This window comes from Cryobacterium soli, assembly GCF_003611035.1.
Taxonomy (GTDB): domain Bacteria; phylum Actinomycetota; class Actinomycetes; order Actinomycetales; family Microbacteriaceae; genus Cryobacterium; species Cryobacterium soli.
This window is the reverse complement of the sequence record NZ_CP030033.1, coordinates 2,681,614-2,704,333: the sequence shown is the minus strand read 5'-3', so window position 1 is coordinate 2,704,333 and position 22,720 is coordinate 2,681,614. Positions and strand designations below refer to the sequence as shown.

The following is a 22,720-nucleotide window of genomic DNA, read 5'->3' as shown; positions in this document are numbered from 1 at the left end:
TCACGCGCTGTCAGCGCCGGCCGCCCGGGCTGACCGGTTCCGGCTAGGTAGTCGCGCTCCCCACGTCGACGCTGTCGACGGCGGCCGTCATCGACTCGAGGAACTCCCGCACCAGGGCGGCGTCGTCGGGGCTGAGCGCGCGGGCGGCGGCGATCATCCGGGAGTGCATGGAGCCCAGGGCCTGGCGCACCTCGTCGTCAGAACCCGGGGTGGCGGTCACCATGTTGCTCCGGCGGTTGGTGGGATGCGGCGTGCGCTGAACGTGCCCGCTTTTCGTCAGCCGGTCGAGCAGCGCGGTAACGGATGCGCTGGTCATACCCAGGTGATCCGCGAGGTCACGACCGGACACGATTCTCTGTTCGCCCTGAGCCTTGATGAGAAACCGGAGCGCCTGGAGATCCGTTGTTCCCATCCGCATGGAGTCGCGGGTGCGGCGGCGCATTGCCTCTTCCGCCAGCCGATAGTCCAACAGGGTCGCGATGACCTCATCGGCATGTGGCGCACTAACCGGGCCGGTTAGGCCCTCCGGTTGGTGGGGGACATTTTCCATTCAGCAAGTTTATTACTGAGCGGACTTATTACTGAGCGGATGCCGACCGGGCAGGCGGTACCTCGGTGTCGACGTGAGCGTCGATCTCGTCCACCGCTGCCCGCATATTCTGCAGAAAGTCGACGACGACCTTGGCCTGGGCGGGGTCCAGCCGATTGGCCACCTCGACCATGCGCGCGGGCACGTCGCCCAGTGCCGCCTGGATTTCGGCATCCGTCGTGGCGGTCGGAATAAGGATCAGCGCCCGGCGGTCGAACGGGCTGTGCTCGCGCCGCACCTGCCCGGCCTTTTCGAGGCGGTCGATCAGCACGGTGGTCGAGGCGCTGGAGATGCCCAGGTAGGCGGTCAGTTCCTTCGGTCCGATGGAGCGGCCGTCCTGCTTCGCCGTGATGAGGTAGCGCAGGGCCAGCAGGTCGTTCTCGCCCAGGCCCATAGAGCGTTGGGTGCGGCTGCGCATGGCGGATTCCGCCGCTCGATACGTTCTCATCGCCTCGAGTACGGCCACACTCCGCTCGCGCTGGGCGTCGTCGGAGTACCAGTAATGCGTTCCCGCGTCCTGAACCGAATATGCCATCTATAAATACTAGTTCATCTAACAACTTGTCGCCCAGGTGGCCGAAAGTGCCACATCGAGGGGGAATCGAGGGGGAACTGAGTGTTATTTGCGTTTCTTTTTCTCTCGTGTAAATTATTACTAGACAGCCGAACTAATAGACCGACTAGCTAAACAGCACGGGCTGAAGAACAGTAAAGGGCAGAGTAATGACGCTTCGTATCACCGGATCGGGCACGGAAGCCCCCGCCATCGCCTGGTACACCCCCGAACACAACCTGTGGGTCGCCGCCGCTAACGGCGAGCACGCGGGCATGGTCGAATTCGTCGACGGCCATTTCACGGTGCGCAGTGGCACTGGAGAGATCGTGGCCGAAGCCAGCAGCATCCCCGCCGCCCAGGCCGCCCTCGCTCGCCACATCGACGCGCCTACCTCGGTACCGCCGCGCTCGTTCTTCCGCCGTGAGCCGCGCCCGGTCTACCTGCGCGACTCCATCGCCGCCTAGTCCCTTCCTTACCCGCACCACCCTTCACCGCACCACCCCTCACCGCACCAAGATCAGAAAGCAGACATACTCATGGGCTTCTTCGGATTCCTCCTCCTCGGCCTCCTCGCCGGCGCCATCGCCAAGCTCATCCTTCCGGGCAAGGATGGCGGCGGCTGGGTCGTCACCCTCGTCCTCGGCGTCGTCGGCGCACTCCTCGGCGGGTTCCTCGGCGGACTGCTCTTCAACGCACCGCTGCAGGACTTCTTCTCACTGCAGACCTGGCTCCTGGCCATCGGTGGCTCGATCATCGTGCTCGTGATCTACGGCGCTCTGACCGGACGCCGCCGCTAGGCAGCACCTCGCACCCGGGCACGTCACGACGCGGCACCGGCCCCTCCGGGGTCGGTGCCGCGTCAGTTAACCGCCGCTCCCTCGCGCGCCTGGCGGTCCGGGTTCCGGCGGGTCAGGCCAGCAGCTCCATGAGAGCCGCCGCGGCCCGTGTGCACCGGCGCTCCGAGGCGATGACGCCCACCCGCCACTCGATGGTCTCGACCAGCGGCACGTGCACGAGGTTCTCGAACCGGTCGGCGAGGTGGGTGGTCAGCACCATCGCGGCCAGCCCGCTGAGCACGATGTCGGCTGCCGTGTTCACATCGTTCACCTCGTAGGCCAGGTGTGGCGCCACCCTGGCGCGCTCGAATCCCCGGTCCGTCATGGCCCGCAGTGCCCAGGTCGAGGTGAATCCCACCAGATCGAGCTCCGCGAGTTCCGTCAGCGACACCGACTCCCGTCCGGCCAGCGGATGCATCGGCCCGACAACGGCCGTGAGTACCTCGCTGTGCAGCTGGCGCACGAGCAACCCCGGCTCAGTGGTGCGCCGCAGCGGCACGACCGCCACGTCGAGGGCGCCGTCGCTCACCGCGGCGAAGAGGTCCATGATCGGCGCCTGGCGCAGTTCGATGCGCACGTGGGGATGGGCGGCGCGATATGACGTGAGCGCGGTGACCATCCCGCGCCAGGCGCCCTGCGTGACGCCGATGGTGAGGCGCCCCCGGAGCTCGGCCCGATCGGGCGCCAGCAGCTCCCGGGTCTCGTCGACCGATTTCAGAATGCCGCGGGCCCGCTCCAGCAGCAGCTCGCCGTCCTGGGTCAGGCTGATCTTCTGGGTGGAGCGGTCGAACAACGACACCCCGAGTTCGGTCTCGAGTGCCTTGACCTGCGTGCTGATCGCGGACTGCACCACGTGGCGTCGCCGTGCGGCGCGGGTGAAGCTGAGCTCCTCGGCCGCGGCCACGAAGTACTCCAGCTGCTTGAGCTCCATGGTGTCCCTTTGTCATCTGATTTTGAGATACACCCTATCTCCGATCATCACCAGAAATGAGGACTATCTGAGACCCACACAGGCTTGGATCAGACGTGGCACCGACAGGGATGCCGCATCTAGGTTCCGTCTGAAAGGCCTCCCGATGAACACACCCAGCGGCTTGACCGCCCCCGCCGTGGCGGCCGCCCCGCCCTCGGGCCAAACGCCGGCCGGCGCCAGGCGCAACGGCCGGGTCAGCCACGGAACCGGCTTCTGGATCGCCGCGGTCGCCTTCCTGATCGTGATGGCCTACAGCACGGTGCCGACACCGCTCTGGTCGCTCTATCAGGTGCGTGACGGCTTCTCCACGTTCGCCATCACGATCGCCTTCGCCGCCTACGCGGTCGGCGTGGTGGTCAGCCTCTTCCTGGCGGGGCACCTGGGCGACACCGTCGGGCGGCGGCGGCTGCTGCTCGTGGCCCTCGCGCTCGAGATCGTGTCGGCCGTCATATTCATCGCCTGGCCCGAGCTGGCGGGGCTGATCACGGCTCGCGTCGTCTCCGGCCTCGGCATCGGGATGCTGACCGCCACCGCAACGGCGCACATCGTGGACCTGCACCTCACCGCACGTTCCTCCGCCGACCCCACCCGTGGGCAGATCGTGTCGGGCGTGGCCAACCTCGGCGGCTTCGGCGTGGGCGCCCTGGGGTCGGGCCTCCTCGCCCAGTTCGCACCCGACCCTCTCGTCACCCCGTATGTCGTGTTCCTCGTGCTGCTCGCCCTCGCCTTCGTCGGCATCCTGCTGGTGCCCGAGACGGCCCATCGGCCGGCGGTGGCGCCGCGGTACCGGCCGCAGCGGGTGAGCGTGCCCGAGCACACCGGGAGATTCCTGCTCGCCGGCGGTGTCGCGTTCGCGGCCTTCGCGGTACTCGGACTGTTCACCTCCCTCGCGCCGAGCTTCGTCGCCGGCCGGCTTCACATCACCTCCCATGCCGTGGCCGGGCTCGTCGTGTTCGGCACCTTCGCAGCCGCCGCCCTCTCCCAGGTCGCCGTGCGGAGCCTGACGCCGCGCACCCAGATCCTGGTGGGAACCGTGCTCTTCACGCTCGGCCTCGCCGGCGTCGCCGCCGTGGTGGTCGCGGCCGGCAACGTCCTCCTCTTCGTGCTCGGCGGCGTGGTCGCCGGCGCAGGCGCGGGCATCCTCTTCAAAGCGGCCCTGGCCGTGGCCGGTTCACTGGCCTCCTCGACGAACCGGGGTGAGGTGCTCGCCGGTATCTTCCTGATCGGGTACGTGGGCCTCACCCTGCCCGTGGTGGGAATCGGGGTGGCCACTCTCACGGTGAGCCTCGCCGCCGCGCTCGTCGGCTTCGCCGTCGTGATCATCGCCCTAGCGCTGGCCACTGCGCTGCCCCTGCTCGCTCCCCGGCACTGGAGCTGACCCGAACCCGCCCATGGCACCCATTGCCGGATACCGGTTCCTGGTTACTATCGAGGGGCAGGTCGGGGCCATCGCCCGCCCCCGGCGAGCATCCTGAGCGGGAGAGCCCAAGGAGCCCCCATGTCCCGCACCTATCTCGTCACCGGCGCCGCTTCCGGCATCGGCCAGGCCACCGCTGAACGCCTCCGCAGCCAGGGTGACCGCGTCATCGGCGCCGACCTCCACGACGCCGATATCCAGGTCGACCTGTCCACCGCCGTGGGCCGGGAGGAACTCATCGCCCGGGCCGGCGAGCTGAGCGGCGGCACCCTCGACGGCGTCGCGGCGATCGCCGGCCTCGCCGCCCCCATCGCGGCCACCGCTGCGGTGAACTACTTCGGCGCCATCGGCACCCTCGCGGGCGCCCGGCCGCTTCTCGCCACGTCCCCTGCGCCGCGGGCGGTTGCCGTCTCGTCGATCTCCTCGCTGCAGCCGGCCGACACCGCCCTGGTGGAGCTGATGCTGGCCGGCGACGAAGCCGGCGCTCTGGCGCGGGCCGAAGCGCTGGCCGCGGGCGCGGAGGCCCATCAGATCTACGCGTCCTCCAAGCAGGCCCTCTCCCGCTGGCTGCGCCGCACGGCCCCGACAGCGGACTGGGCCGGCGCCGGGATCGCACTGAACGGAGTGGGCCCCGGCGTGGTGATCACGCCGATGACGCGCGACCTGATGGCCACGCCGGAGTCCGTCGCCGCCCTGCTGGAGATGGTGCCGATGCCGTTGAACGGGCCGGTGGAGCCGGAGAAGGTGGCCGATCTCCTCTGCTGGCTGCTCGGCGAGGGCAACTCCCACGTGACCGGCCAGATCGTCTTCATCGACGGCGGCTACGACGCGCTGACCCGCTCCGACACGGTCTGGTGAGCTGCACGGTCTGGTGAGCTGCACGGTCTCGTGAGCCATGGCCCGGCGCACCCGACCCGCTGACCCCAACAGGACACCGGGCGTTCACGTCCACGCAGTTCACTCGTCGGTGTCATGGAATTTCGCCACCTGGAAGTCTTTCGCGTCATCGCCGAGGAGTTGCACTTCGGCCGAGCCGCGCAGCGGCTCTTCCTCGCCCAACCGTCGGTGAGCCAGATGCTGCAGAAGCTGGAAGGCGACGTCGGCGTCCTTCTTGTGCATCGCAGTTCCCGGAGCGTGCAGCTGACCCCGGCCGGATCGGTGTTCCTGGCCGAGCTCGACCGGGTCTTCGCCGCGGCCGACCGGGCCGTGGCGCTGGCCCAACAGGCCGCGGGGCGGGGCGGCGCCCTGCGAATCGCCACCAACTACCCGGCCAGCCGGCTGCTGCTTCTGCCGCTCCTTGAGGACCTGCGCAAGCGCGAGCCCGACACCACCACAATCCTGCGGGAGATGGGCTCCCCAGCGCAGCTGCACGCCCTGGCCCGCGGCGACCTCGATCTGGGCCTGGTCTACGGCCCGCTCACCGAGCCGGGCATCACGAGCAGGTACCTGCTCAGCGTGCCCGTTGTCGCGCTGGTGCGTGCGGGGCATCCGCTTGCCGGCACCGATGAGGTCAGCTTCGAACAGATCGCCCGTTTCCCCTACCTGACCGGGATCGTGTCGGCCAGCCCGATCGTCGAGGGATCGATTCTGGCGGCGGCGCGAGCCCAGGGCGTGCCGCTGCGGGCCGCCAACTCCAGCACCGATCACGCCAGCTACCAGCTCGAGGTGGAGACCACCGACAGCATCGGCTTCAGCTCGCTGCCGCGGGCGGAGCAGAGCAAAGCCAACGGGCTGCACATCCTGCGTCTCACCCCGGTCGAACCCGTCGTGGAGATCCACGTGGCATGGAACGGACTGAATCGTGAACCCTCGGTGAACTCTGTCATCGAGAGCCTCGTCGAGCTTGCCGAGACGCTGCGTTTTGCCCGATAGTGCCCACTTTCATCGATTGTTCAGAGCAATCGAACGTTCGGATTCTGGTCGTTGATGCCCGTCGCCGCAGCAGACACGATGGTGCACGACCGGCCCGCTCTCCTGCGGCCGCCAACGAAAGTGACCCATGCAACTCACCCCACTCGGCGTCCTCGCGGGGATGCCCAGCTCCGGCCAGGGCAGCTCCGGCTATCTCGTGCAGACCTCCGCTTCGTCGCTGCTGCTGGATGCCGGACCCGGCACCGCGCTCACGCTCAGCCGCTACCTCGATGACCGGCCGCTCGACGCGGTCTTCATCAGCCACCAGCACAGCGACCACATCTACGACCTGCTGCCGCTGGGCAAGATGCTGCTCGGCCGGCGCCTGCACCGCGACGAGCGCACCGGCGAGCTCGCGGTCAACGAGGCCGTCGCCGCCGTGCCGCTGTTCGTGCCGCGCGGCGCTCTCAAGGCACTCGTCACCCTGGCCCAGCTGTTCCCGGTGACGACGCATCCGCTGCTGGACCGCTCCTTCGACCTGGCCTTCGACGTGCACGAGTACGAGCCGGGCGAGACGCACACCGTCAACGACCTGGCACTGCGCTTCGAGCTGCTGCAGCACGTCTCGCCCAACTGCGGCATCCGCATCGGGGCCGGCGACGACAGCCTCGTCTACACCGGCGACACTGGCGTCACGGATGCGCTTCCCGCGCTGGCAGAGGGCGCCGGCACCCTGCTCAGCGAGAGCACGCTGCGCGAAACCGACCGGAGCGGCCACGGCCACCTCACCGCCACCGAGGCCGCGGACGCCGCGCGCGCCGCCGGAGTGGCGGAGCTCGTGCTCACTCACTTCAGCAGCACCGACGCCGCCGACCACGCCTGGCACCGCGACCGGGCCGCCCGGATCTTCGCCGGCCCGGTGTCCATCGCCCAGCCCACCATCCCCCTCACCGTCGCCGCCACCCAGAAGAAGGTTTCCGCATGAACGTGTTCCGCCCGTCCCGCTCAGCGCTGTCGTCCTCAGCACTGTCGTCACACCCTGCTCGTCGCCGGCTCGCCGCCCTGCTCGCGGTCGGCTCGGTGTTGACCGTCACCGGATGCGCCGCCGCCGCCGAGGCCGGCCCCGCCGAAGACATCACCATCACCTTCAGTTCCTACAACTACGGCACCGCAGGCGCGGCCGGAGAGGGCACCCAGGCCCTGCTCGACGCGTTCGCCGAACAGCACCCCAACATCACCGTGGTCCCCGAGGCGGTTCCGGTGGCGGATGTGCTCACCAAGACCAAGACCGCCGTGGCGGCCGGCATCGCGCCGGACGTGGTGCAGCTGGGCTACAGCAAGCTCGCCGAGGCGCTGGAGACCCTGCCGATCCAGTCGATCGAAGACATCGCCGGCGACGAGTGGACCGACCACGCCGAGGGCATCAACCAGGCTCTGATCCAGACCGGCGAACGCGACGGAACCGCACACGCCCTGCCGTACACGGTGTCGATTCCCACGGTGTTCTATAACGCCGATCTCTTCACGGCCGCCGGGCTCGACCCCGAGTCCCCGCCCACGAGCATCGACGAGGTGGCCGCGGCCGCCGAGGCCATCACGGCCGCGGGCCACTACGGCGTCTACTTCGGCGCCGTCGACAGCGGCAAGTCCGACTACCTCACCCAGTCGGTCATCAACAGCGCAGGCGGTGCGATCGTGAACGAGGGCGGCGACATCACCCTGGATTCCCCCGAGGCCATCGCCGGCCTCACCGCGGTTCAGGACCTCACCACGCAGGGACTGCAGCCCGCCGTCGCCGTGGACGATGCTGTCGCCGCGTTCTCGTCCGGCGACCTCGGCATGCTCGTGATGACCACCGCGGTGCTCGGAAACATCAGCGCCGCGGCCGAGGGCAACTTCGAGCTGCGCACGAGTGCCTTCCCCACCTTCTCCGACGAGGAGGCCCGCCCCACCCACTCCGGCGCGAGCCTGGTTGTGCTCAGCGACGACGAGGCCAAGCAGCAGGCCGCCTGGGAGTTCGTGAAGTTCCTCACCAGCAAGGAGGGCTACACGATGATCACCGAGAAGATCGGCTACCTCCCCTTGCGCGCGGACCTCGCCGAGGACCCCGAGTACCTGGCCGGCTACTTCGCCGAGAACAAGCTGCTGGTACCCGCCCTCGACCAGCTGGCCACGCTGGCGCCGTACCTGTCCTTCCCGTCCGCCAAGGCCAACCAGGCCACCGTGCTGTTCCAGGACAACGCGGTCTCCCCCATCGTGTTGCGCGACGCCGACGTGAAGAGCACGCTCACCGAGGTGGCCGACCGCATCCGCGATCTCGTCGGCGCTCCGTGACGGTAGTGCTCACCGCTGCCCCGGCTGCTGTCGCTGACAGCAGCCGGGGCCGTGGGCCGCGGGCCGGCCGGGCCTGGCCGTACCTCACCCCCCTGCTGGTGCTGCTGTTCGCCTGGGTGTACGGACCGGCGCTGTTCACCGGCGTCCTGTCGTTCCTGGAGTGGAACCTGACGGGAGCTCCCGGCGGGTTCGTAGGCCTGGAGAACTACGCCCGCCTGCTCCGCGAGCCCGAGTTCGGGCAGGCGGCGGGCCAGACCATGCTCTACGCGGCGGCCCTCCTGCCGTTCTCCACCATCGTGCCGATGTTCCTGGCGATCATGCTCTGGCAGCGACCCGGCCGGACCAGCACCGTCTATCGTTCGCTGCTCTTCCTGCCGGTCATGGTCGCTCCGGTTGCGGTGGCCGTGTCCTGGCGGTTCCTGCTCAATCCGCTGCAGGGCCTGGCCAACGAGGTCATCGGGGTCATCGGGCTGCCGCCGATGAACTGGCTGGGCAACCCGGCGAGCGCCCTCATCGTGATCGTGCTGGTGACCGCCGCCAAGGTCACCGCCTTCAACATGCTGCTCTACAGCGCCGCCCTCTCCACGCTGGACCGGCGCACCCTGCAGGCCGCGCGGCTCGAATCCGCCAGTGCCTGGGAGACGACGCGGTTCATCGTGATCCCGCAGCTGCACAAGACCACCCTGCTGCTCGGGGTGCTCAGCATCGTGCTGGCCGGCCAATGGGTCTTCACCAATGTCTCCGTGCTCACCCAGGGCGGGCCCGACGGCGTCACCGACAACGTCTACTACCGCATCTACACCCTCGGGTTCGAATTCTTCGAGACCGGGATGGCGTCGGCCGCGGCAGCCATCGTGCTGCTGTTCTTCGCCCTCGCCAGCCTCGGCTGGGTACTGCTGACTCGATCGAACCTGAGGAGATCCAGTGCCAACCGCTGACCGTACGCGTTCCGTCGCCTGGCACGTCGTGCTCATCGGGGTGATCCTGATGATGACCTTCCCGGTGCTCTGGGGCATCCTCACCTCGTTCAAACCGGCCAACGACATCTACTCCCTGACCCCGTTCTCGGCCCAGCCCACCCTCGACCATTACGTTCACGCCCTCACGGCCTGGCCGGTGGGGCTGCTGCTCGGCAACACCTTCGTGATGGCGGCCGGGGTGGTGATCGGCCAGGTTCTCATCGCCATTCTCGGGGCGTTCGCCCTGGCCTACTTCGCACCGCGGTACCGCAATCTGGTGCTCACCCTGCTCACGATCTCGCTCGCCATCCCGCCACAGGCGCTGATCATTCCGCAGTTCCTCATGACGGCGAAGCTGGGCTGGTTGAACACCGACGTGGGCCTGATCGTGCCGCAACTGGGCTCATCCGCCCTGGCCGTGCTCCTTCTCCTGCAGCACGTGGACGGGCTGCCCGGCTCCCTGCTGAACGCGGCCAGACTCGACGGCGCTCGTCCCCTCGAGGTGCTGTGGAGCATCGTCCTGCCGGCGCTCCGTCCGGCAATCGCCGCGGTCAGCATCCTGGTGTTCATCACGACCTGGAACGAATACCTCTGGCCGTTGCTCGTGGCGCCCCGCCAGATCGACACCACCGTGCAGATCGGGCTGCGGCAATTCGAGACCGCGGAAGGCACCAACTTCGGCGGCCTGCTCGCGGCCGCCACCCTCACCAGCCTGCCCATCCTCATCGTCTATCTCGTCGCGTCGCGGCGGATCACGGACGCCTTCCTCCAGTCGGGACTCAAATGACCCTTAGCACTCTCGCCGGCGACATCCAGCTCGTCGGCCTCACCAAGACCTACGGCAGTGCGACCGCGCTCGACGCCATCGACCTGCACATTCCCGCCGGCTCGCTCACTGTCATCGTCGGCCCGTCGGGCTGCGGCAAGTCCACCCTGCTGCGGGTGCTGTCCGGGCTGGAGACCGCGAGCACCGGCGGCCTGCTCCTCGGCGGCGCTCCCCTGACCGACCAGCGCGCCGGCGACCGCGACGTGGCCATGGTCTTCCAGGACTACGCCCTGTACCCGCACATGTCCGTCGCCGCGAACCTGTCGTTCGGCCTGCGGCTGCAGGCCCGGCATGACCGCCGCAACGGACCGTCCAAGGCCGAGATCACCCGCCGCGTGGCCGACGTCGCCGGCTTGCTCGGGCTCGACGCCCTGCTCGAGCGCAAGCCCGCCCAGCTCAGCGGTGGGCAGCGGCAGCGGGTGGCACTGGGCCGGGCGATCATCCGCCGGCCTCAGGTGCTGCTTCTGGACGAACCGCTCTCTGCGCTCGATTCCCAGCTGCGCGCCAGCGCACGCGCCGAGATCCTGCGGCTGCACCGCGAGATCGGCGCAACCCTGGTGCTCGTCACCCACGACCAGCACGAGGCGCTCTCGATGGCCACCCACCTGGTGGTCATGGACGCCGGCCGGGTGGCGCAGTCCGGTACGGCCGAAGAGCTCTTCCACCGTCCGGCGACGGAGTTCGTCGCCACCTTCGTCGGCTCCCCCGCCATGAACCTGCAACCGGAGCAGACCGGCGACGGCCGCGTCGGCTGGCGTGCCACCGACGCCACGGTGCTGCCCGATGTGCGCCATCCGGCGGCCGTGCCGGCATCCGGCGATCTGGTGGTCTCCGGCACCACCGAGCTCTGCGAATTCACCGGGGACGGCCAGCAGGTGCTGGTGCGCAACGACGAGCGCAGCTTCACCATCACCCAACACGAGGGCGACTCCTGGCTTCGCCCGGGCGAGCCCATGCACGCCATCATTCCCGCCTCCCGTCTGCACCACTTCGATTCGAACGGACACCGCCGTCATGCCAGTTGAACTCTCCCCCTCCACGTCCGACCGCACCACCCTCGACATCGTCTGGTGCGACTTCGGCGGTGTGCTCACGCCCCACCTCGATGAGGCCGTCGGGCACATCGTCGATGCCAGCGGCGTGACCTGGAGCGTGCTGATGGATGCGGCGGCGCAGGTCGCCCAAGACCTCGGCGTCACCGGACTGGGCCCGCTGGAACTCGGTCTGATCAGCCAGGCGGAATGGGGGGCCCGCGTCGAAGCCGCCCTGCCGATGGATGTGGCGAGCCGGGTGGACCTCGGCCGATGGGACGAGTACTGGTACCTCAATCGCCCGGTGAACACCGAACTCCTCGCCGAACTGAACCGGCTGCGCGGCGCCGGCGTGCGCATCGGGATGCTCACCAACAGCGTCGCCGAGTGGGAACCGCACCGGGCGCGGATGCTGGCCGGCGTCGAGGTCTTCGACGCCGTCGTGCGGTCGCACGAGATCGGGCTCGCGAAGCCCGATCCGCGGATCTTCGCGCACGCCGACCTCCAGCTGCACCCGATCGCCGGCCGGGTGGTGCTCATCGACGACATCATCACGAACTGCAAGGCGGCAGATGCCCACGGCTGGACGGGCATCCACCACGTCTCGACGGAGCACACCATCGCCACCCTGCGCGCACTGATGCCGACGCAGTGAGGTCGACGCGGTGAGGGTCGTTGGTGACGATGACCCCCATCGTGGGGCAGAATGGGCAGACGAGTTCCAATGGAGGACAGCATGAGCGGCGACACCCAGGACGAACCGATTCAGGACCAGCACACCTTCAGCGGTGACGACATGGTGGCGGGCATCCTGGTGCAGCACGAGGCCGACCTGGCCGGCCACGATGAGGCCGAGGTTCTGGATGCGCTGCGCGAACGTCTCGCCGACGGCGGCCACGAGATGACCGACGAGGTCCTCCGCGAGCACGCGCACCGCATTGCCGGGCTCAAGCCCAACAAGTTCTCCCAGCAGTAACAGGCACTTGACCTGCCGGGCCCGTGCGGGCCCGTGCGGGCCCGGCTTTGCCATGCCCTCCGTCGGCGCGTGCGGCGTCCGTGCGCCTGCATTCCTGCATTCCTGCTGATTCCCCTCAGCAACCCCGCGCCCTTCGGGGGCACGAGACCGCGCTCGATTTCGCGCGCATCCGCCGACCTGCTATTAATGAGAACTGTTATCAATAGAGACGGTTCGCATGAGCATCAGCACTCCGCCGCGCGTCAGCGCCGCCATCGGCGCCACGGGCACGCCGATCGGCACCGGCCCCCAGGACCCCGCGCACCCCAGCGCCCATGACCACGTGGTCGCCACAATCCGGCGGTCCCGCCGGCGCGGTAGCTGGATGCTCGCCGGTCTCGGTGTGGCCCTCGCCGCGGTGGTCCTGGCCGCCCTGGCCATCGGGCCGGTCGCCATCCACCCGGCCACGGTGGCCGCGATCCTGGGCGACCGACTGCTCGGCACCGGGCACGGCGCCTGGCCGGACTCGGTGGAACAGATCGTCTGGCTGGCCCGCGCGCCGCGGGTGGCCATGGCCGTCGTTGCGGGTGCCGTGCTCGCCGCGGCCGGCGCCATGCTGCAGGCCCTGGTGCGCAACAGCCTGGCCGACCCGTACCTGCTCGGCCTCAACTCGGGCGCCTCCACCGGGGTCGCGCTCATCGTGCTCACCGTGGGCGGCGGCAGCGCACTGTTGTTCTCCGGTGCCGCCCTGGCCGGCGCGATCGGCGCAGTGCTGCTGGTGCTGCTGCTCGCCGGAGCAGCCAACCGGCGTGGGCCGCTCCGCCTGGTGCTCGCCGGCCTCGCGGTCGGCTACGCGCTGAACGCGGCCACCAGCTTCCTGGTCTTCTCCAGCGACTCCCCCGAGGCTGCCCGCTCGGTGCTGTTCTGGTTGCTCGGCTCCCTCGCGGCCGTGCAGCCCGTGGCCCTGGCCGCCGCCACCGGTGCCGCCGTGCTCGGTCTGGCGGTGCTCATCCTCATCGCCCCGCTCACGGATGCGCTCGCCTCCGGCGACGACTCGGCCCGCTCCGCCGGCATCGACCCTGAGCGCGCCCGTATCTGGCTCATGGTGGGCGTCTCGGCCATGGTCGGCGTGATCGTCGCCGGGGTGGGCGGCGTCGGATTCATCGGACTCGTCGTGCCGCACCTGGCTCGCCGGCTGGTGGGCGGCCGGCACCGGCTGGTGCTGCCGGTGGCAGCGCTGCTGGGCGCGATGCTGCTCGTGGCCGCCGACACCGTGGCCCGCACCGCCTTCGCCCCGCAGGAGATCCCGGTGGGCGTGATAACCGGCATCATCGGCGCCCCCATCCTCCTGCTGCTCCTGCGCCGTTCGGCGCCGGGGGCCGGCGCCTGACCTGCCCCGCTCTCGTCTGCATAGCCCGACCCACTTCTGCCTCGCCTGCCCCGCCCCACCGTTCCCGCTTCCCCCACCCAGAAAGAACCCGATGAAACACGTACCTCCCGCACGCACCCTGATGGCGCTGATGCTCAGCGCCGCCACCCTGGCCGGCCTGGCCGCCTGCTCGACCACGCCCACCACCGGCACTGGCTCCGCCGGCTCGGCGAGCGCCGCGGCGTTTCCCGCCACCGTGGAGAACTGCGGCAGCGAGATCACCCTCGATTCCGCGGCCGAACGCATCGTGCTCGTCAACAACGACGCGCTGCCCAACCTCGAGGCGCTCCAGGCCGTCGACCGGGTCGTCGCTGTGACCTCCGCGCTGCAGCCCGGGCTCTACGCCGATGCCACCTACGACACCCTGGCCGGCCTGAGCACCCTCTCCACCGAGAAGAACGCCACCGGCGGCTCGGTCGTGTCGCTCGAGGGCATCCTCGGCGCCGAGCCCGACCTGGTCATCGCGCCGGAGAACGCCGTGGACCGCACCGCCCTGGCCGCGGCCGGCATCGCGCTCTACACACCCACCGCCTACTGCGCCAACCCCGGCGCCGAGCTCAGCGAACCGGCCACCTTCGACCGGGTCTTCAGCGAGATCACCACCCTCGGCGCCCTGCTGGGCGAAGCCGACCTGGCCGACCAGGTCATCGCATCCGGCAAGGCAGGCGTCGAGACGGACGCACCGGATGCCGGCACCGCGGCGGCCCTCTACGTCTCGTCGGGCGGCAGCGTGCTCTCGCCCTACGGCGGGCCGAGCATGGTGACGCCGGTATTCGCCGCGGCCGGGCTCACGAACGTGTACGCCGACTCCACCGAGCGGGTCTTCGACGCCAACATCGAAGACATCATCGCCCGTGACCCGGGCACGATCGTGCTGCTCTACTCCAGCGGCGACCCGCAGGAGACCATCGACGCCTTCCTCAGCGCGCCCGGAGTCGCCGGGCTCGGCGCGGTGCAGAACAACCGGGTGGTGGCGCTGCAGTTCCCCTACACCGACCCGCCCAGCATGCTCTCGATCGCCGGACCCGCCCAGCTGAGCGCCCTGCTGGCCACACTGGCATGATCCGCACGCAGGGCCTGAGCGTCACGGCCGGCGGCCGGCGGCTGCTCGACGATGTCACCGTCGAGGCGCCCACCGGCGCCGTCACGGGCATCGTCGGGCCGAACGGCAGCGGCAAGACCACGCTGCTGCGGGCCCTGCTGCGCGCCACCCCGCTGGCCGCCGGCAGCGTCAGCGTCGACGGCCACGACCTGAGGCATCGTTCACGCCGCTGGATCGCGCAGCGCATCGCCGTGGTCGGCCAGCGGCTCGACCCCGACCCCTCGCTCTGCGTCGCCGACGAGGTCGCCCTGGGCGGCCTCGCGGCCCGCGGGGTGCTGCGCGCCCTCGGCGCAAGCTTCGATGACACCGTGGCCTCGGCCCTCGACGCGGTGGGGCTCACCCACCGCGCCGCCGACAGCCTCGCCACCCTCTCCGGCGGCGAGCTGCAGCGCGTGGCCCTGGCCCGGGCGCTCGCGCACGGCGCCGACCACGTGCTGCTGGATGAGCCCACCAACCACCTCGACGTGCGGCACCGGCTCGAGATCGTCGGGCTCCTGCGCCGCATCGCGCCCACCGTGGTGATCGTGTTGCACGACCTCGAGCTGGCCGCCCGCACCTGCGACCACGTCGTGGTGCTGGCCGCCGGGCACGTCGTGAGCGCCGGGCCACCCGCCGAGGCGCTCCGGCCCGAGCTGCTCGACACCGTCTACGACGTGCACACGCGCGTGGTCGCCGACCCGGACGGCCACCCGCACTTCTCCTTCTCCCTCCCGCCCGCGCCCGCGCAGGCGTCTCCCGTTCCCGAAAGGATCCTGCTCCCATGACCGACACCACCACTCACCAGACGGATGCGCGCACGCTGGCCGACGCCCGCGCCCTCGCTGACCGCTGGAACGCCCAGCAGACCGGCTACATCCGGCACCGCGCCGAGCGCTTCGACACCATCGCCCGGGTCGTCGCCGGGGTCTGCGCCGACGTCGCCGAGCCGCGCATCCTCGACCTCGCCGGCGGTCCCGGCTCCCTCGCGATCGAGGTGCTCGCCCGGGTGCCCGGCGCACGCGCGGTCGTGGCCGACAAGGACCCCGCGCTGCTCGCCATCGCCGCCGACCTCGCCGCCGGGACCGGCCGGTTCGAGGTAGCCGAGGTGGACCTCGCCGATGGAGGCTGGGCGGAACATCCGCTCATCGCCGCCGCCCCGTTCGACGCCGTGGTCTCGTCCACGGCTCTGCACTGGCTGCAGCCGGGCACCCTGGTGGACGTCTACCGGCGCCTGGCCACGCTCGTGCGGCCGGGTGGGATCGTGTTGAACGGCGACCACCTTTCCTATGACGCCGGGCACGAGAGCGTGCTCGCGGGCATCGCCCTGGCCGACGACGAGGCCATGCAGCGGGAGACGTTCACCGGCGCCGTGGACACCTGGGACGAGTGGTGGCGGGCGGTCGCCGAGACGCCCCGGTATGCCGGGGCGATGGAGCGTCGCGCCGGCGTGTGGGGCGCGGAGTTGCACGAGGCGCCGCCCAAGGCGACGCTCGGCCTGCACCTGCAGGCGCTCCGCAGCGCGGGATTCCGCCAGACCGGCACGGTGTGGCAGTACCTCGACGATCACGTGCTCTACGCGGTGCGGTAGCGCCGAGTTCGCCGGCGCGGCCCGCACCCCGGTGCGGACACGTCATCGGTGCGATTTGGCCGTCGGACAGTCTTAGTCGGCGGACGGCCTTGGTCGGCGAAGCCTCAGACGGCGGAGCCGGTGGCGATGTACAGCGCGCTCAGGGCGCCCCGGGCGGTGATGGCCACGTTCTCCGGGTAGTCGCCGAGCACCGGCGGCCTGCGCAGCCCGTCCTTCGGGCTCCAGCCCCAGGCCGAGTGCCGGCGGATGTCGAGCAGCATGGCCGCCCTCGGGTCGTCCGGCGACGGTTCCCGCTCCAGGCGTGCCATGGCTTCTTCCCGCAGGTACACATCGACGGGCTCGAGGTGACCGCCGCGGCCGCGCGGGGTGCCGTGGGCGCTGAGCGCACCCCGGTCGACCAGGCTGGCGGTGGTCGCCTCCGAGACGGATGCCCACAGGTCGGTCACGGCGAAGTACACCTTCCACGGCTTCCCGCGGGCCACAAACGCCTCCAGCACAGCGTCGAGCGGCAGGTTGCCGGTCGGCGAGGCATCCGCAACGGTGAGGGTGGCGCTGGAGGGCTGGCCGAAGCGGGACTTCTTGGCCACGAGCCGGCCGCGCAGGGCGAGGTCGATGATCGCGGCGACGGCGAGGTCCATCGCTCCGAAGCGAAGGTGTCCGGTGAGGGGCGGCAGCGCCAGCTGCAGTTCCTCGGGCAGGCTCAGCGTTGTGGTCGTTACATCGGAACGCGTATTCAGGTCGCAGTTGGGCACGGGTGGGCTCCTCTGATCATCGTGTGGTGGTCTGAGCGCCGTCGATCAGGGAAGTCGGGGGTGGTCCGGCGGCCGGGGCGGGCTGCGCCGTCTCGCGGGCACGGGCCGTGGCCACCAGAAGCTGGGGCAGCGAGGGCACCCCGGCCGCACGGAATACCTCGCGGCCGTGGGCGTCACGGATGATCGTGGTCGGGGTGTGCTCGATGTTCAGCGACTCGGCGCGTTGCGGGTCGGCGGCCACATCGAATTCGGCCACGGTCGAGCCCGGAACCAGCTGGAGGACCCGGTCGAGGGCCATCCGGGTGGTGCGGCAGGCGCCGCAGAAAGAGGTGGAGAACAGCTCGAAGTGCACGGCTGGGTCCGCGGTGAGCGGGCGTGGAGCTGTGTGCATTGCGGGCTTCCTGCCGCGGCGAATATTGGCATCACCGCGGTACTGGATGCAACGCCTCCGCCCCGCGGCTATTCCGGCTCTCGGTCACTCCTCAGCTTGGCGCGGCGGCCAGGTGGGCCCGGCTGTGTCGGCCGGGCCCGAGCCGGCTGGCCCTAGCTCTCGCGGCCGAACAGCCGCCCGAGGTCGGAGAGTCCCGGAATCTCGAAGTTCGACACGGCGTCGGACAAACCCGAGGTGTCGAGGTTGGAGCCGAGGTCGGTCACCTGCTCGCCCAGGCCGCCGACGTATTCCTCGGCGCCCGCGGTGACGTCGCCGAGGCCCCCGGTCAGGTTCTCGAAGTCCACGCCCAATCCGGCGGCCTGCTCCAGGATCGGCGCGGCCACGCTGCTGAGCACGGCGCCTCCGGCCACGGCCGCGAGGAGTCCGCCGGCGGCACCCACTCCGGCACCGGCAACTGCGCCCAGGCCCGCCCCGGCGAGCGCACCGGCTCCGCCTCGACCGGCCGGCTTCGAGAACAGCGAGCGCAGGAAACCGGGGTTGTGGGCCTCACCGCGGGCGGCGGCGCGGGCGAGGTCGGCAGGTTCGGCCGAGGCGGGCCGTTCCGTCGCCGGCAGCTCGGCCGTGAGCTGCGCGTTCACCTGTTCGCGTTGCGCGGGTGTGAGGCGGGCGAAGGCGTCGCGGTGCACCTGCTCGAGCTGCTCGGGCTTGGCCGTCTTGAGCAGGTAGTCGTACCGGGCGACGGCCGCGGCATCCTCCGGGCTGGCCGGGCGTTGCGCGGCCGGCTGGGGCGCGGCGGCCGGGCGCGGCGCGGCGCCCGGGCGGCTGGCTGCCGGGCGCACGGCGGAGTCCGACCGAACGGCCGAGCCCGACTGGCCCGCCGTAGCGCCGGGCCGGGTGTCCCCGGTGACCTTGTCGGCGGCGGCGCGCACCACGTCCCGCCAATCGGTGTTGCCGTTGCCGTTCGCGGTTGACGGGCCCGACGTGCCGAGTGCCTTCGATGCCATGTTCAGAATGCGCTGGAAATTGCTCACGGAAAGCCCCTCAAGTTGACGAGTCCCCAGTTTCCCGGCCCCACCTGAGCGATGTCCCCCAACCGGCCTTGGATTCGGTGTGCGGCGCGTCCGTGGGCCCGCGGTGCGCTACATGCCGCGACGGATGAGCCGCGGCACCACGATCCAGATCACCACCACCACCACGAAGATGAACCCGGCGAACGCGATGCCCCAGGCCCGGCCGAGCACCAGGTCGAAGATCAACAGGCCGATGCCGGCGACCGTGATGGCGACCCCGGCCAGCGTGACCTCCACGAAGCGGTTGGTGTACCGCACGATCGTGCCCTTGGCCTGCCGGCGGAACAGCACCCGGTGCAGGCTCACGGGCGCCAGGCCGACCAGCGTCGTGAGAATGGAGGTGACCACCAGCACCAGGTAGGTGTCGCGCTGGAAGTCGTCGAGCTCGTCGAACCGGGACTGGAACACCGCGGCCAGCAGGAAGCCCGTGAGAATCTGAGTGCCGGTCTGGATGACGCGCAACTCCTGCAGCAACTCGTTCCAGTTGCGGTCCAACCGTTCGGTGACGGTTTCGTCCCGGCCGTCGTGGGCCGCGTCAGGCTCCTCCGGAAGCGGAGAAAAGGAATCGGTCATCGGTGAGCCCTTTCCGAGGCGGCACATGGCGGATTGGGGAGAATGGACGTAGCCCCACCCGGTCCAATCCACCATACCCAGGGCCCTACCCACGGCCCCGGCCAGAGTTTGGAGTTGTCATGCCCCAGATTTCGTCCACGGCGCGGTCGGTTCCCGGGTCGGGCATCCGCCGCATCTTCGAGCTCGCCGCCGACCTGCCCGACGTGATCCAGCTCAGCGTGGGCGAGCCCGAGGAACGCGTCGCGCCGCACATTCTCGATGCGGGCGCCCGAGCGTGGCGGAACGACGCCACCAACTACACCCCCAACAGCGGTCTGCTGCTGCTCCGGAGCGCTATCGTGAGCAAGCTCGGCGAGTTCAACGGGTATGCCGTGGACGAAGACCAGGTGCACATCACGGCCGGCGGGTCGCAGGCCCTGCACATGGCCATGCTCCTCACCCTCGACGCGGGCGACGAGATCCTCATTCCCGACCCGGGTTACGCCACCTTCTCCATGGCTTCGAGGCTCGTCGGCGCCATTCCGGTGCCGTACCGGCTCACGGCCGAGCACGCCTTCCGGCCGCGGATCGATGACCTCGAACAGCTGGTGAGCCCACGCACCCGGGTGCTGCTGATCAACAGCCCGTCCAATCCGCTCGGCGTCGTCTTCGAGCCGGAGGTGCTGCGGGAACTGCTCGACTTCGCCGCCCGGCACGACCTCTGGGTGATCAGCGACGAGGTCTACGAGTACTTCACCTTCCACGGCGGCTACACGAGCGTGGCGAGCCTGGACCCGAACGACCGGGTGTTCAGCGTCTACTCGCTCTCCAAGACCTATGGCCTCACGGGCGGCCGGATCGGCTATCTGGTGACCCCGCCCGGCGTGGCCGGCACCTTCCGGGCGGCGCAAGAGGCGATCGTCAGCTGCGTGAACACCCCGGCGCAGCTCGCCGCCCTGGCCGCGATCGAGGGCGACCAGTCGGCGGTCGCGGATGCCCGGGAGCACTACAGCAGAAACCTCGCGGCGGCCGGTGCTGCGCTGGATGCCCGCGGCATCGAGTACTACCGCCCCGACGGGGCGTTCTACCTCTGGATCAACGTCTCGTACTGTTCGAACGGGAACGTCGCCCAGTGGGCCGAGGAGTTCCTGCTCAGCCAGCGGGTGGCGGTGGCGCCCGGTTCGGCCTTCGGCGCCGGCGGGGAGGGCTGGATCAGGATCTGCGCCGCTGGCCAGCGCAAACCGCTGCTCACCGCGCTGTCCCGGCTGCCTGCCGTCTAAGCAGCGGAACGGGCATCCGCGCAGCCCGCCCCACTACATTGGCGATCAGACGGTCGGCGCCACGTCCGAGCGGGTGCGCGCGAACACCGTCTTCAGCGACACCCGGCTGGTGTACTGGATCGACCCGTACCGGAAGAGCCGCACGGCCAGCTGGAGCACGAGTGCGGCGAGCAGGAACAGCTCGATGATGATCACGGCCGCCTCCCACCCGTTCAAGGTGCCGAATGCGTTCCGCAGCATCGCAGTGAGCGGCGCCGAATACGGGAAGTAGGTGAACACCTGCACCACGAAGCTGTGCGGACTCGAGACGATCGACGAGACCGCGTACAACGGCATGATCAGCAGGATGATCAGCACAGCCGACAGGCTGCCCGCGTCTTTGGCCGTGGGCATGATCGCCCCGATGGCCACCAGCGTGCCGGTGAACAGGGCGAACCCGCCGATGGCCAGCAACGCTCCCACGATCATCTGCACCGGGTCGAAGGTGAGCGCCGAGAAGTCCAGCTCCGGGATGTTGAGCGAGTCGCGGAAGAAGGCGTAGGCGATGGCTACGGGCGCCAGGAACACAAGAACCTGGGTGAACCCGACGATGAACAACGAGATGATCTTGCCCGTGATCAGGGTGGTGGGGTTGAGGGTGGTGAGGATCATCTCGGTGACCCGGTTCTCCTTCTCCTCCAGGGTGCTCGTGAGCATCTGGTTCGAGAGCAGGGTGAACACAAGGAAGAAGACCACGACGTAGATCAGCGGCGGGATCACGCCCATGAAGCCGGCGGCCTTCTCACCGTCGGCGTACGTGGTGGCGTCCACCGAGACGTTGCCCCTGGCCAGCTCGGCCAACGCCGGATCCCCGATCTCGTTCTGCGCGCTCAGCACGAGCAGCTGCGTGGCCACGGCGTCGTAGGCCCCGTTGCCGAAAAGTCCCTTGTCGACGCCGGACACCTGCACGGCGTCAGCGCTCGGGTCGGTCGGGTACACGAAGTGGGCGTCTTCGGTGCCCGCCTTCACGGCGGCGATCGCGGCCGCGTCATCCGTCACCGCCGTGCCGCCCATCTTCGACGCCACCGCCGGGTCGACGTAGCCGGATGCGTCGCTGTAGGTGAACGTGATAGCGGCGTCGGCCTGGGCATCTGCGGTGCTCGCGGCCGAGGTGTTGCCGATGATCATGAGGGTCATCACGATGGCGATGCCGATCGGCACCAGCAGGGTGGTGATCCAGAACCGGCGCTTGCTGAGCGTGCGACCGACCTCGAATCCGATGACCGTGCGGAGGTTGTGCCGGGCCATCAGCGTGCCGCCATTTCGTTTTGTTCGCCATAGACGCTCACGAAGATCTCGTCCAGCGAGAGCTTGCTGGTGGCGAAGCTGCGCACCAGCACTCCGGCGGCGACCAGGTCGCGCAGGATGAGAGCTTCGTCGGTGCTGTCGGTGAGGGTGAGTTCGGCGTAGTTGCGGTCACGGGTGCTGATGTCGTAGTGCGCCGATGCCGGGATGTCACCGGAGTAGCTCATTCGGATCATGGTTCCGCCGTACTGGTTCTGCACCTCGGGGATCGTTCCGTAGGCCTCCGCGCGTCCGTTCTTGAGCAGGATCACGCGGTCGCAGAGGCGTTCCACCTCCTCCATCTGGTGCGTGACCATGAGCACGGTGGCGCCGTTACGTTTCTGTTCCTCGATGATGTCCATGAGCAGACGCCGGTTGACCGGGTCGAACCCCTTGGTGGGTTCGTCGAGGATGAGCAGTTCGGGGTCGTTCATGATCGTGACGCCCAGCTGCACCTTCTGCTGCTGCCCGCCCGAGAGCTTGTCGACCCGGGTCTTGGCCTTGTCGGCCAGACCGACCCGCTCGAGGTAGTCCATCGACCAGGCGGTCGCCGTTTTCTTGCTCAGCCCCTTGAGGGCGCCGAAATACGCCATGACGGCGATGACGGACTCCTTCTTATACAGTCCGCGTTCCTCGGGGAGATAGCCCAGCCGGCTGCCGGCTTCCGGGGTGAACGGGCGGCCGTCGATGTGCAGCACCCCCGCACTGGGGAGATAGATTCCGAGCAGCGCGCGCAGGGTGGTCGTCTTTCCCGACCCGTTGGAGCCGAGAAACCCGAACGTCTCGCCGCGCCGCACATCGAAGGAGAGGTCCTCGATGACAGTGGTGCTGGCGAAGTCCATCCGAAAATGCTCGATGTGAACAAGAGGCTCTTCATGAAGCGTCATGCCCACACCCTAACGGTGCGGTGGTGAGGCCCGCACGGGC

The 22,720-nt window shown here is 69.6% G+C and carries 26 protein-coding genes; 17 read left to right on the top strand and 9 right to left on the bottom strand.

The window, feature by feature from the left end:
* Positions 1-43 precede the first annotated feature (43 nt).
* Both DOE79_RS12490 and DOE79_RS12485 read right to left on the bottom strand, forming a co-directional pair.
* On the bottom strand, positions 44-550 hold the full coding sequence (locus tag DOE79_RS12490) for a MarR family winged helix-turn-helix transcriptional regulator (protein WP_120338770.1): 507 nt from the start codon (positions 548-550) through the stop codon (positions 44-46).
* Between the two features lie 28 nt (positions 551-578).
* The gene (locus tag DOE79_RS12485; protein ID WP_120338769.1) at positions 579-1,124 is read right to left on the bottom strand and encodes a MarR family winged helix-turn-helix transcriptional regulator; all 546 of its coding nucleotides are present in this window, start codon (positions 1,122-1,124) and stop codon (positions 579-581) included.
* A gap of 188 nt (positions 1,125-1,312) precedes the next feature.
* Between DOE79_RS12485 and DOE79_RS12480 the strand changes: the two genes are divergently transcribed.
* Entirely contained in the window at positions 1,313-1,609 is a 297-nt protein-coding gene (locus DOE79_RS12480) for a hypothetical protein (protein ID WP_120338768.1), read from the top strand.
* Between the two features lie 72 nt (positions 1,610-1,681).
* Entirely contained in the window at positions 1,682-1,942 is a 261-nt protein-coding gene (locus DOE79_RS12475) for a GlsB/YeaQ/YmgE family stress response membrane protein (protein WP_066598486.1), read from the top strand.
* Positions 1,943-2,054: 112 nt separating this feature from the next.
* On the opposite strand, the gene DOE79_RS12470 is transcribed toward DOE79_RS12475, so the two are convergent.
* On the bottom strand, positions 2,055-2,912 hold the full coding sequence (locus DOE79_RS12470; RefSeq protein WP_120338767.1) for a LysR family transcriptional regulator: 858 nt from the start codon (positions 2,910-2,912) through the stop codon (positions 2,055-2,057).
* A 145-nt stretch (positions 2,913-3,057) separates the two neighbouring features.
* Between DOE79_RS12470 and DOE79_RS12465 the strand changes: the two genes are divergently transcribed.
* The 14 genes from DOE79_RS12465 to DOE79_RS12400 all read left to right on the top strand — a co-directional run bounded on the left by DOE79_RS12465 (position 3,058) and on the right by DOE79_RS12400 (position 16,425).
* Positions 3,058-4,332, top strand: a complete 1,275-nt coding sequence (locus DOE79_RS12465) for an MFS transporter (protein ID WP_120338766.1) — start codon at positions 3,058-3,060, stop codon at positions 4,330-4,332.
* Between the two features lie 120 nt (positions 4,333-4,452).
* On the top strand, positions 4,453-5,229 hold the full coding sequence (locus tag DOE79_RS12460) for an SDR family oxidoreductase (protein ID WP_120338765.1): 777 nt from the start codon (positions 4,453-4,455) through the stop codon (positions 5,227-5,229).
* A gap of 114 nt (positions 5,230-5,343) precedes the next feature.
* Entirely contained in the window at positions 5,344-6,243 is a 900-nt protein-coding gene (locus DOE79_RS12455) for a LysR family transcriptional regulator (protein WP_120338764.1), read from the top strand.
* A 127-nt stretch (positions 6,244-6,370) separates the two neighbouring features.
* Entirely contained in the window at positions 6,371-7,207 is an 837-nt protein-coding gene (locus tag DOE79_RS12450) for an MBL fold metallo-hydrolase (protein ID WP_120338763.1), read from the top strand.
* Positions 7,204-8,556: an ABC transporter substrate-binding protein gene (locus DOE79_RS12445; RefSeq protein WP_120338762.1), complete on the top strand. Its 1,353-nt coding sequence runs from the start codon at positions 7,204-7,206 to the stop codon at positions 8,554-8,556. Before DOE79_RS12450 ends, DOE79_RS12445 begins: the two co-directional genes overlap by 4 nt.
* Complete coding sequence (locus DOE79_RS12440; RefSeq protein ID WP_120338761.1) at positions 8,553-9,494, top strand: carbohydrate ABC transporter permease; 942 nt, start codon at positions 8,553-8,555, stop codon at positions 9,492-9,494. The genes DOE79_RS12445 and DOE79_RS12440 overlap by 4 nt, the downstream gene beginning before the upstream one ends.
* Positions 9,481-10,302: a carbohydrate ABC transporter permease gene (locus tag DOE79_RS12435; RefSeq protein WP_120338760.1), complete on the top strand. Its 822-nt coding sequence runs from the start codon at positions 9,481-9,483 to the stop codon at positions 10,300-10,302. Before DOE79_RS12440 ends, DOE79_RS12435 begins: the two co-directional genes overlap by 14 nt.
* A complete protein-coding gene (locus DOE79_RS12430; RefSeq protein ID WP_120338759.1) occupies positions 10,299-11,366 on the top strand; it encodes an ABC transporter ATP-binding protein in 1,068 nt (355 codons plus the stop codon). The genes DOE79_RS12435 and DOE79_RS12430 overlap by 4 nt, the downstream gene beginning before the upstream one ends.
* Positions 11,356-12,027 carry an HAD-IA family hydrolase gene (locus DOE79_RS12425; protein ID WP_162942735.1) on the top strand — a complete coding sequence of 224 codons (672 nt, stop codon included), beginning with the start codon at positions 11,356-11,358 and terminating at the stop codon, positions 12,025-12,027. Before DOE79_RS12430 ends, DOE79_RS12425 begins: the two co-directional genes overlap by 11 nt.
* A gap of 81 nt (positions 12,028-12,108) precedes the next feature.
* Positions 12,109-12,348, top strand: coding sequence for a hypothetical protein (locus DOE79_RS12420; protein ID WP_162942734.1), 240 nt, complete (start codon positions 12,109-12,111; stop codon positions 12,346-12,348).
* 217 nt (positions 12,349-12,565) lie between these two features.
* Positions 12,566-13,717 carry a FecCD family ABC transporter permease gene (locus DOE79_RS12415; protein WP_120338756.1) on the top strand — a complete coding sequence of 384 codons (1,152 nt, stop codon included), beginning with the start codon at positions 12,566-12,568 and terminating at the stop codon, positions 13,715-13,717.
* 91 nt (positions 13,718-13,808) lie between these two features.
* A complete protein-coding gene (locus DOE79_RS12410; RefSeq protein ID WP_120338755.1) occupies positions 13,809-14,819 on the top strand; it encodes an ABC transporter substrate-binding protein in 1,011 nt (336 codons plus the stop codon).
* Positions 14,816-15,622 carry an ABC transporter ATP-binding protein gene (locus DOE79_RS12405; RefSeq protein WP_120338754.1) on the top strand — a complete coding sequence of 269 codons (807 nt, stop codon included), beginning with the start codon at positions 14,816-14,818 and terminating at the stop codon, positions 15,620-15,622. Before DOE79_RS12410 ends, DOE79_RS12405 begins: the two co-directional genes overlap by 4 nt.
* The gene (locus tag DOE79_RS12400; RefSeq protein ID WP_120338753.1) at positions 15,619-16,425 is read left to right on the top strand and encodes a class I SAM-dependent methyltransferase; all 807 of its coding nucleotides are present in this window, start codon (positions 15,619-15,621) and stop codon (positions 16,423-16,425) included. The genes DOE79_RS12405 and DOE79_RS12400 overlap by 4 nt, the downstream gene beginning before the upstream one ends.
* Before the next feature lie 104 nt (positions 16,426-16,529).
* Here DOE79_RS12400 and DOE79_RS12395 read toward each other — a convergent pair whose 3' ends face one another.
* The 4 genes from DOE79_RS12395 to DOE79_RS12380 form a co-directional block, all read right to left on the bottom strand.
* Entirely contained in the window at positions 16,530-17,177 is a 648-nt protein-coding gene (locus tag DOE79_RS12395; protein ID WP_120338752.1) for a GPP34 family phosphoprotein, read from the bottom strand.
* 16 nt (positions 17,178-17,193) lie between these two features.
* The gene (locus DOE79_RS12390) at positions 17,194-17,568 is read right to left on the bottom strand and encodes a thioredoxin family protein (protein WP_181445821.1); all 375 of its coding nucleotides are present in this window, start codon (positions 17,566-17,568) and stop codon (positions 17,194-17,196) included.
* Positions 17,569-17,720: 152 nt separating this feature from the next.
* Positions 17,721-18,599, bottom strand: coding sequence for a cation-transporting ATPase (locus tag DOE79_RS12385; RefSeq protein WP_120338751.1), 879 nt, complete (start codon positions 18,597-18,599; stop codon positions 17,721-17,723).
* A 108-nt stretch (positions 18,600-18,707) separates the two neighbouring features.
* On the bottom strand, positions 18,708-19,211 hold the full coding sequence (locus DOE79_RS12380; RefSeq protein ID WP_120338750.1) for a DUF6328 family protein: 504 nt from the start codon (positions 19,209-19,211) through the stop codon (positions 18,708-18,710).
* A 119-nt stretch (positions 19,212-19,330) separates the two neighbouring features.
* On the opposite strand from DOE79_RS12380, the gene DOE79_RS12375 reads away from it, so the two are divergent.
* Entirely contained in the window at positions 19,331-20,470 is a 1,140-nt protein-coding gene (locus DOE79_RS12375) for a pyridoxal phosphate-dependent aminotransferase (RefSeq protein ID WP_120338749.1), read from the top strand.
* 45 nt (positions 20,471-20,515) lie between these two features.
* On the opposite strand, the gene DOE79_RS12370 is transcribed toward DOE79_RS12375, so the two are convergent.
* Both DOE79_RS12370 and DOE79_RS12365 read right to left on the bottom strand, forming a co-directional pair.
* Positions 20,516-21,757 carry an ABC transporter permease gene (locus DOE79_RS12370; protein ID WP_120338748.1) on the bottom strand — a complete coding sequence of 414 codons (1,242 nt, stop codon included), beginning with the start codon at positions 21,755-21,757 and terminating at the stop codon, positions 20,516-20,518.
* A complete protein-coding gene (locus DOE79_RS12365) occupies positions 21,757-22,635 on the bottom strand; it encodes an ABC transporter ATP-binding protein (RefSeq protein ID WP_120338747.1) in 879 nt (292 codons plus the stop codon). Before DOE79_RS12365 ends, DOE79_RS12370 begins: the two co-directional genes overlap by 1 nt.
* Positions 22,636-22,720: the final 85 nt, after the last annotated feature.

Bases quoted from the DNA above. Each gene is read 5' to 3' on its own strand.
- DOE79_RS12490 (WP_120338770.1), bottom strand. From the start codon at position 550: ATGGAAAATGTCCCCCACCAACCGGAGGGCCTAACCGGCCCGGTTAGT.
- DOE79_RS12485 (WP_120338769.1), bottom strand. From the start codon at position 1,124: ATGGCATATTCGGTTCAGGACGCGGGAACGCATTACTGGTACTCCGAC.
- DOE79_RS12480 (WP_120338768.1), top strand. From the start codon at position 1,313: ATGACGCTTCGTATCACCGGATCGGGCACGGAAGCCCCCGCCATCGCC.
- DOE79_RS12475 (WP_066598486.1), top strand. From the start codon at position 1,682: ATGGGCTTCTTCGGATTCCTCCTCCTCGGCCTCCTCGCCGGCGCCATC.
- DOE79_RS12470 (WP_120338767.1), bottom strand. From the start codon at position 2,912: ATGGAGCTCAAGCAGCTGGAGTACTTCGTGGCCGCGGCCGAGGAGCTC.
- DOE79_RS12465 (WP_120338766.1), top strand. From the start codon at position 3,058: ATGAACACACCCAGCGGCTTGACCGCCCCCGCCGTGGCGGCCGCCCCG.
- DOE79_RS12460 (WP_120338765.1), top strand. From the start codon at position 4,453: ATGTCCCGCACCTATCTCGTCACCGGCGCCGCTTCCGGCATCGGCCAG.
- DOE79_RS12455 (WP_120338764.1), top strand. From the start codon at position 5,344: ATGGAATTTCGCCACCTGGAAGTCTTTCGCGTCATCGCCGAGGAGTTG.
- DOE79_RS12450 (WP_120338763.1), top strand. From the start codon at position 6,371: ATGCAACTCACCCCACTCGGCGTCCTCGCGGGGATGCCCAGCTCCGGC.
- DOE79_RS12445 (WP_120338762.1), top strand. From the start codon at position 7,204: ATGAACGTGTTCCGCCCGTCCCGCTCAGCGCTGTCGTCCTCAGCACTG.
- DOE79_RS12430 (WP_120338759.1), top strand. From the start codon at position 10,299: ATGACCCTTAGCACTCTCGCCGGCGACATCCAGCTCGTCGGCCTCACC.
- DOE79_RS12425 (WP_162942735.1), top strand. From the start codon at position 11,356: ATGCCAGTTGAACTCTCCCCCTCCACGTCCGACCGCACCACCCTCGAC.
- DOE79_RS12420 (WP_162942734.1), top strand. From the start codon at position 12,109: ATGAGCGGCGACACCCAGGACGAACCGATTCAGGACCAGCACACCTTC.
- DOE79_RS12415 (WP_120338756.1), top strand. From the start codon at position 12,566: ATGAGCATCAGCACTCCGCCGCGCGTCAGCGCCGCCATCGGCGCCACG.
- DOE79_RS12410 (WP_120338755.1), top strand. From the start codon at position 13,809: ATGAAACACGTACCTCCCGCACGCACCCTGATGGCGCTGATGCTCAGC.
- DOE79_RS12405 (WP_120338754.1), top strand. From the start codon at position 14,816: ATGATCCGCACGCAGGGCCTGAGCGTCACGGCCGGCGGCCGGCGGCTG.
- DOE79_RS12400 (WP_120338753.1), top strand. From the start codon at position 15,619: ATGACCGACACCACCACTCACCAGACGGATGCGCGCACGCTGGCCGAC.
- DOE79_RS12390 (WP_181445821.1), bottom strand. From the start codon at position 17,568: ATGCACACAGCTCCACGCCCGCTCACCGCGGACCCAGCCGTGCACTTC.
- DOE79_RS12380 (WP_120338750.1), bottom strand. From the start codon at position 19,211: ATGACCGATTCCTTTTCTCCGCTTCCGGAGGAGCCTGACGCGGCCCAC.
- DOE79_RS12375 (WP_120338749.1), top strand. From the start codon at position 19,331: ATGCCCCAGATTTCGTCCACGGCGCGGTCGGTTCCCGGGTCGGGCATC.
- DOE79_RS12370 (WP_120338748.1), bottom strand. From the start codon at position 21,757: ATGGCCCGGCACAACCTCCGCACGGTCATCGGATTCGAGGTCGGTCGC.
- DOE79_RS12365 (WP_120338747.1), bottom strand. From the start codon at position 22,635: ATGGACTTCGCCAGCACCACTGTCATCGAGGACCTCTCCTTCGATGTG.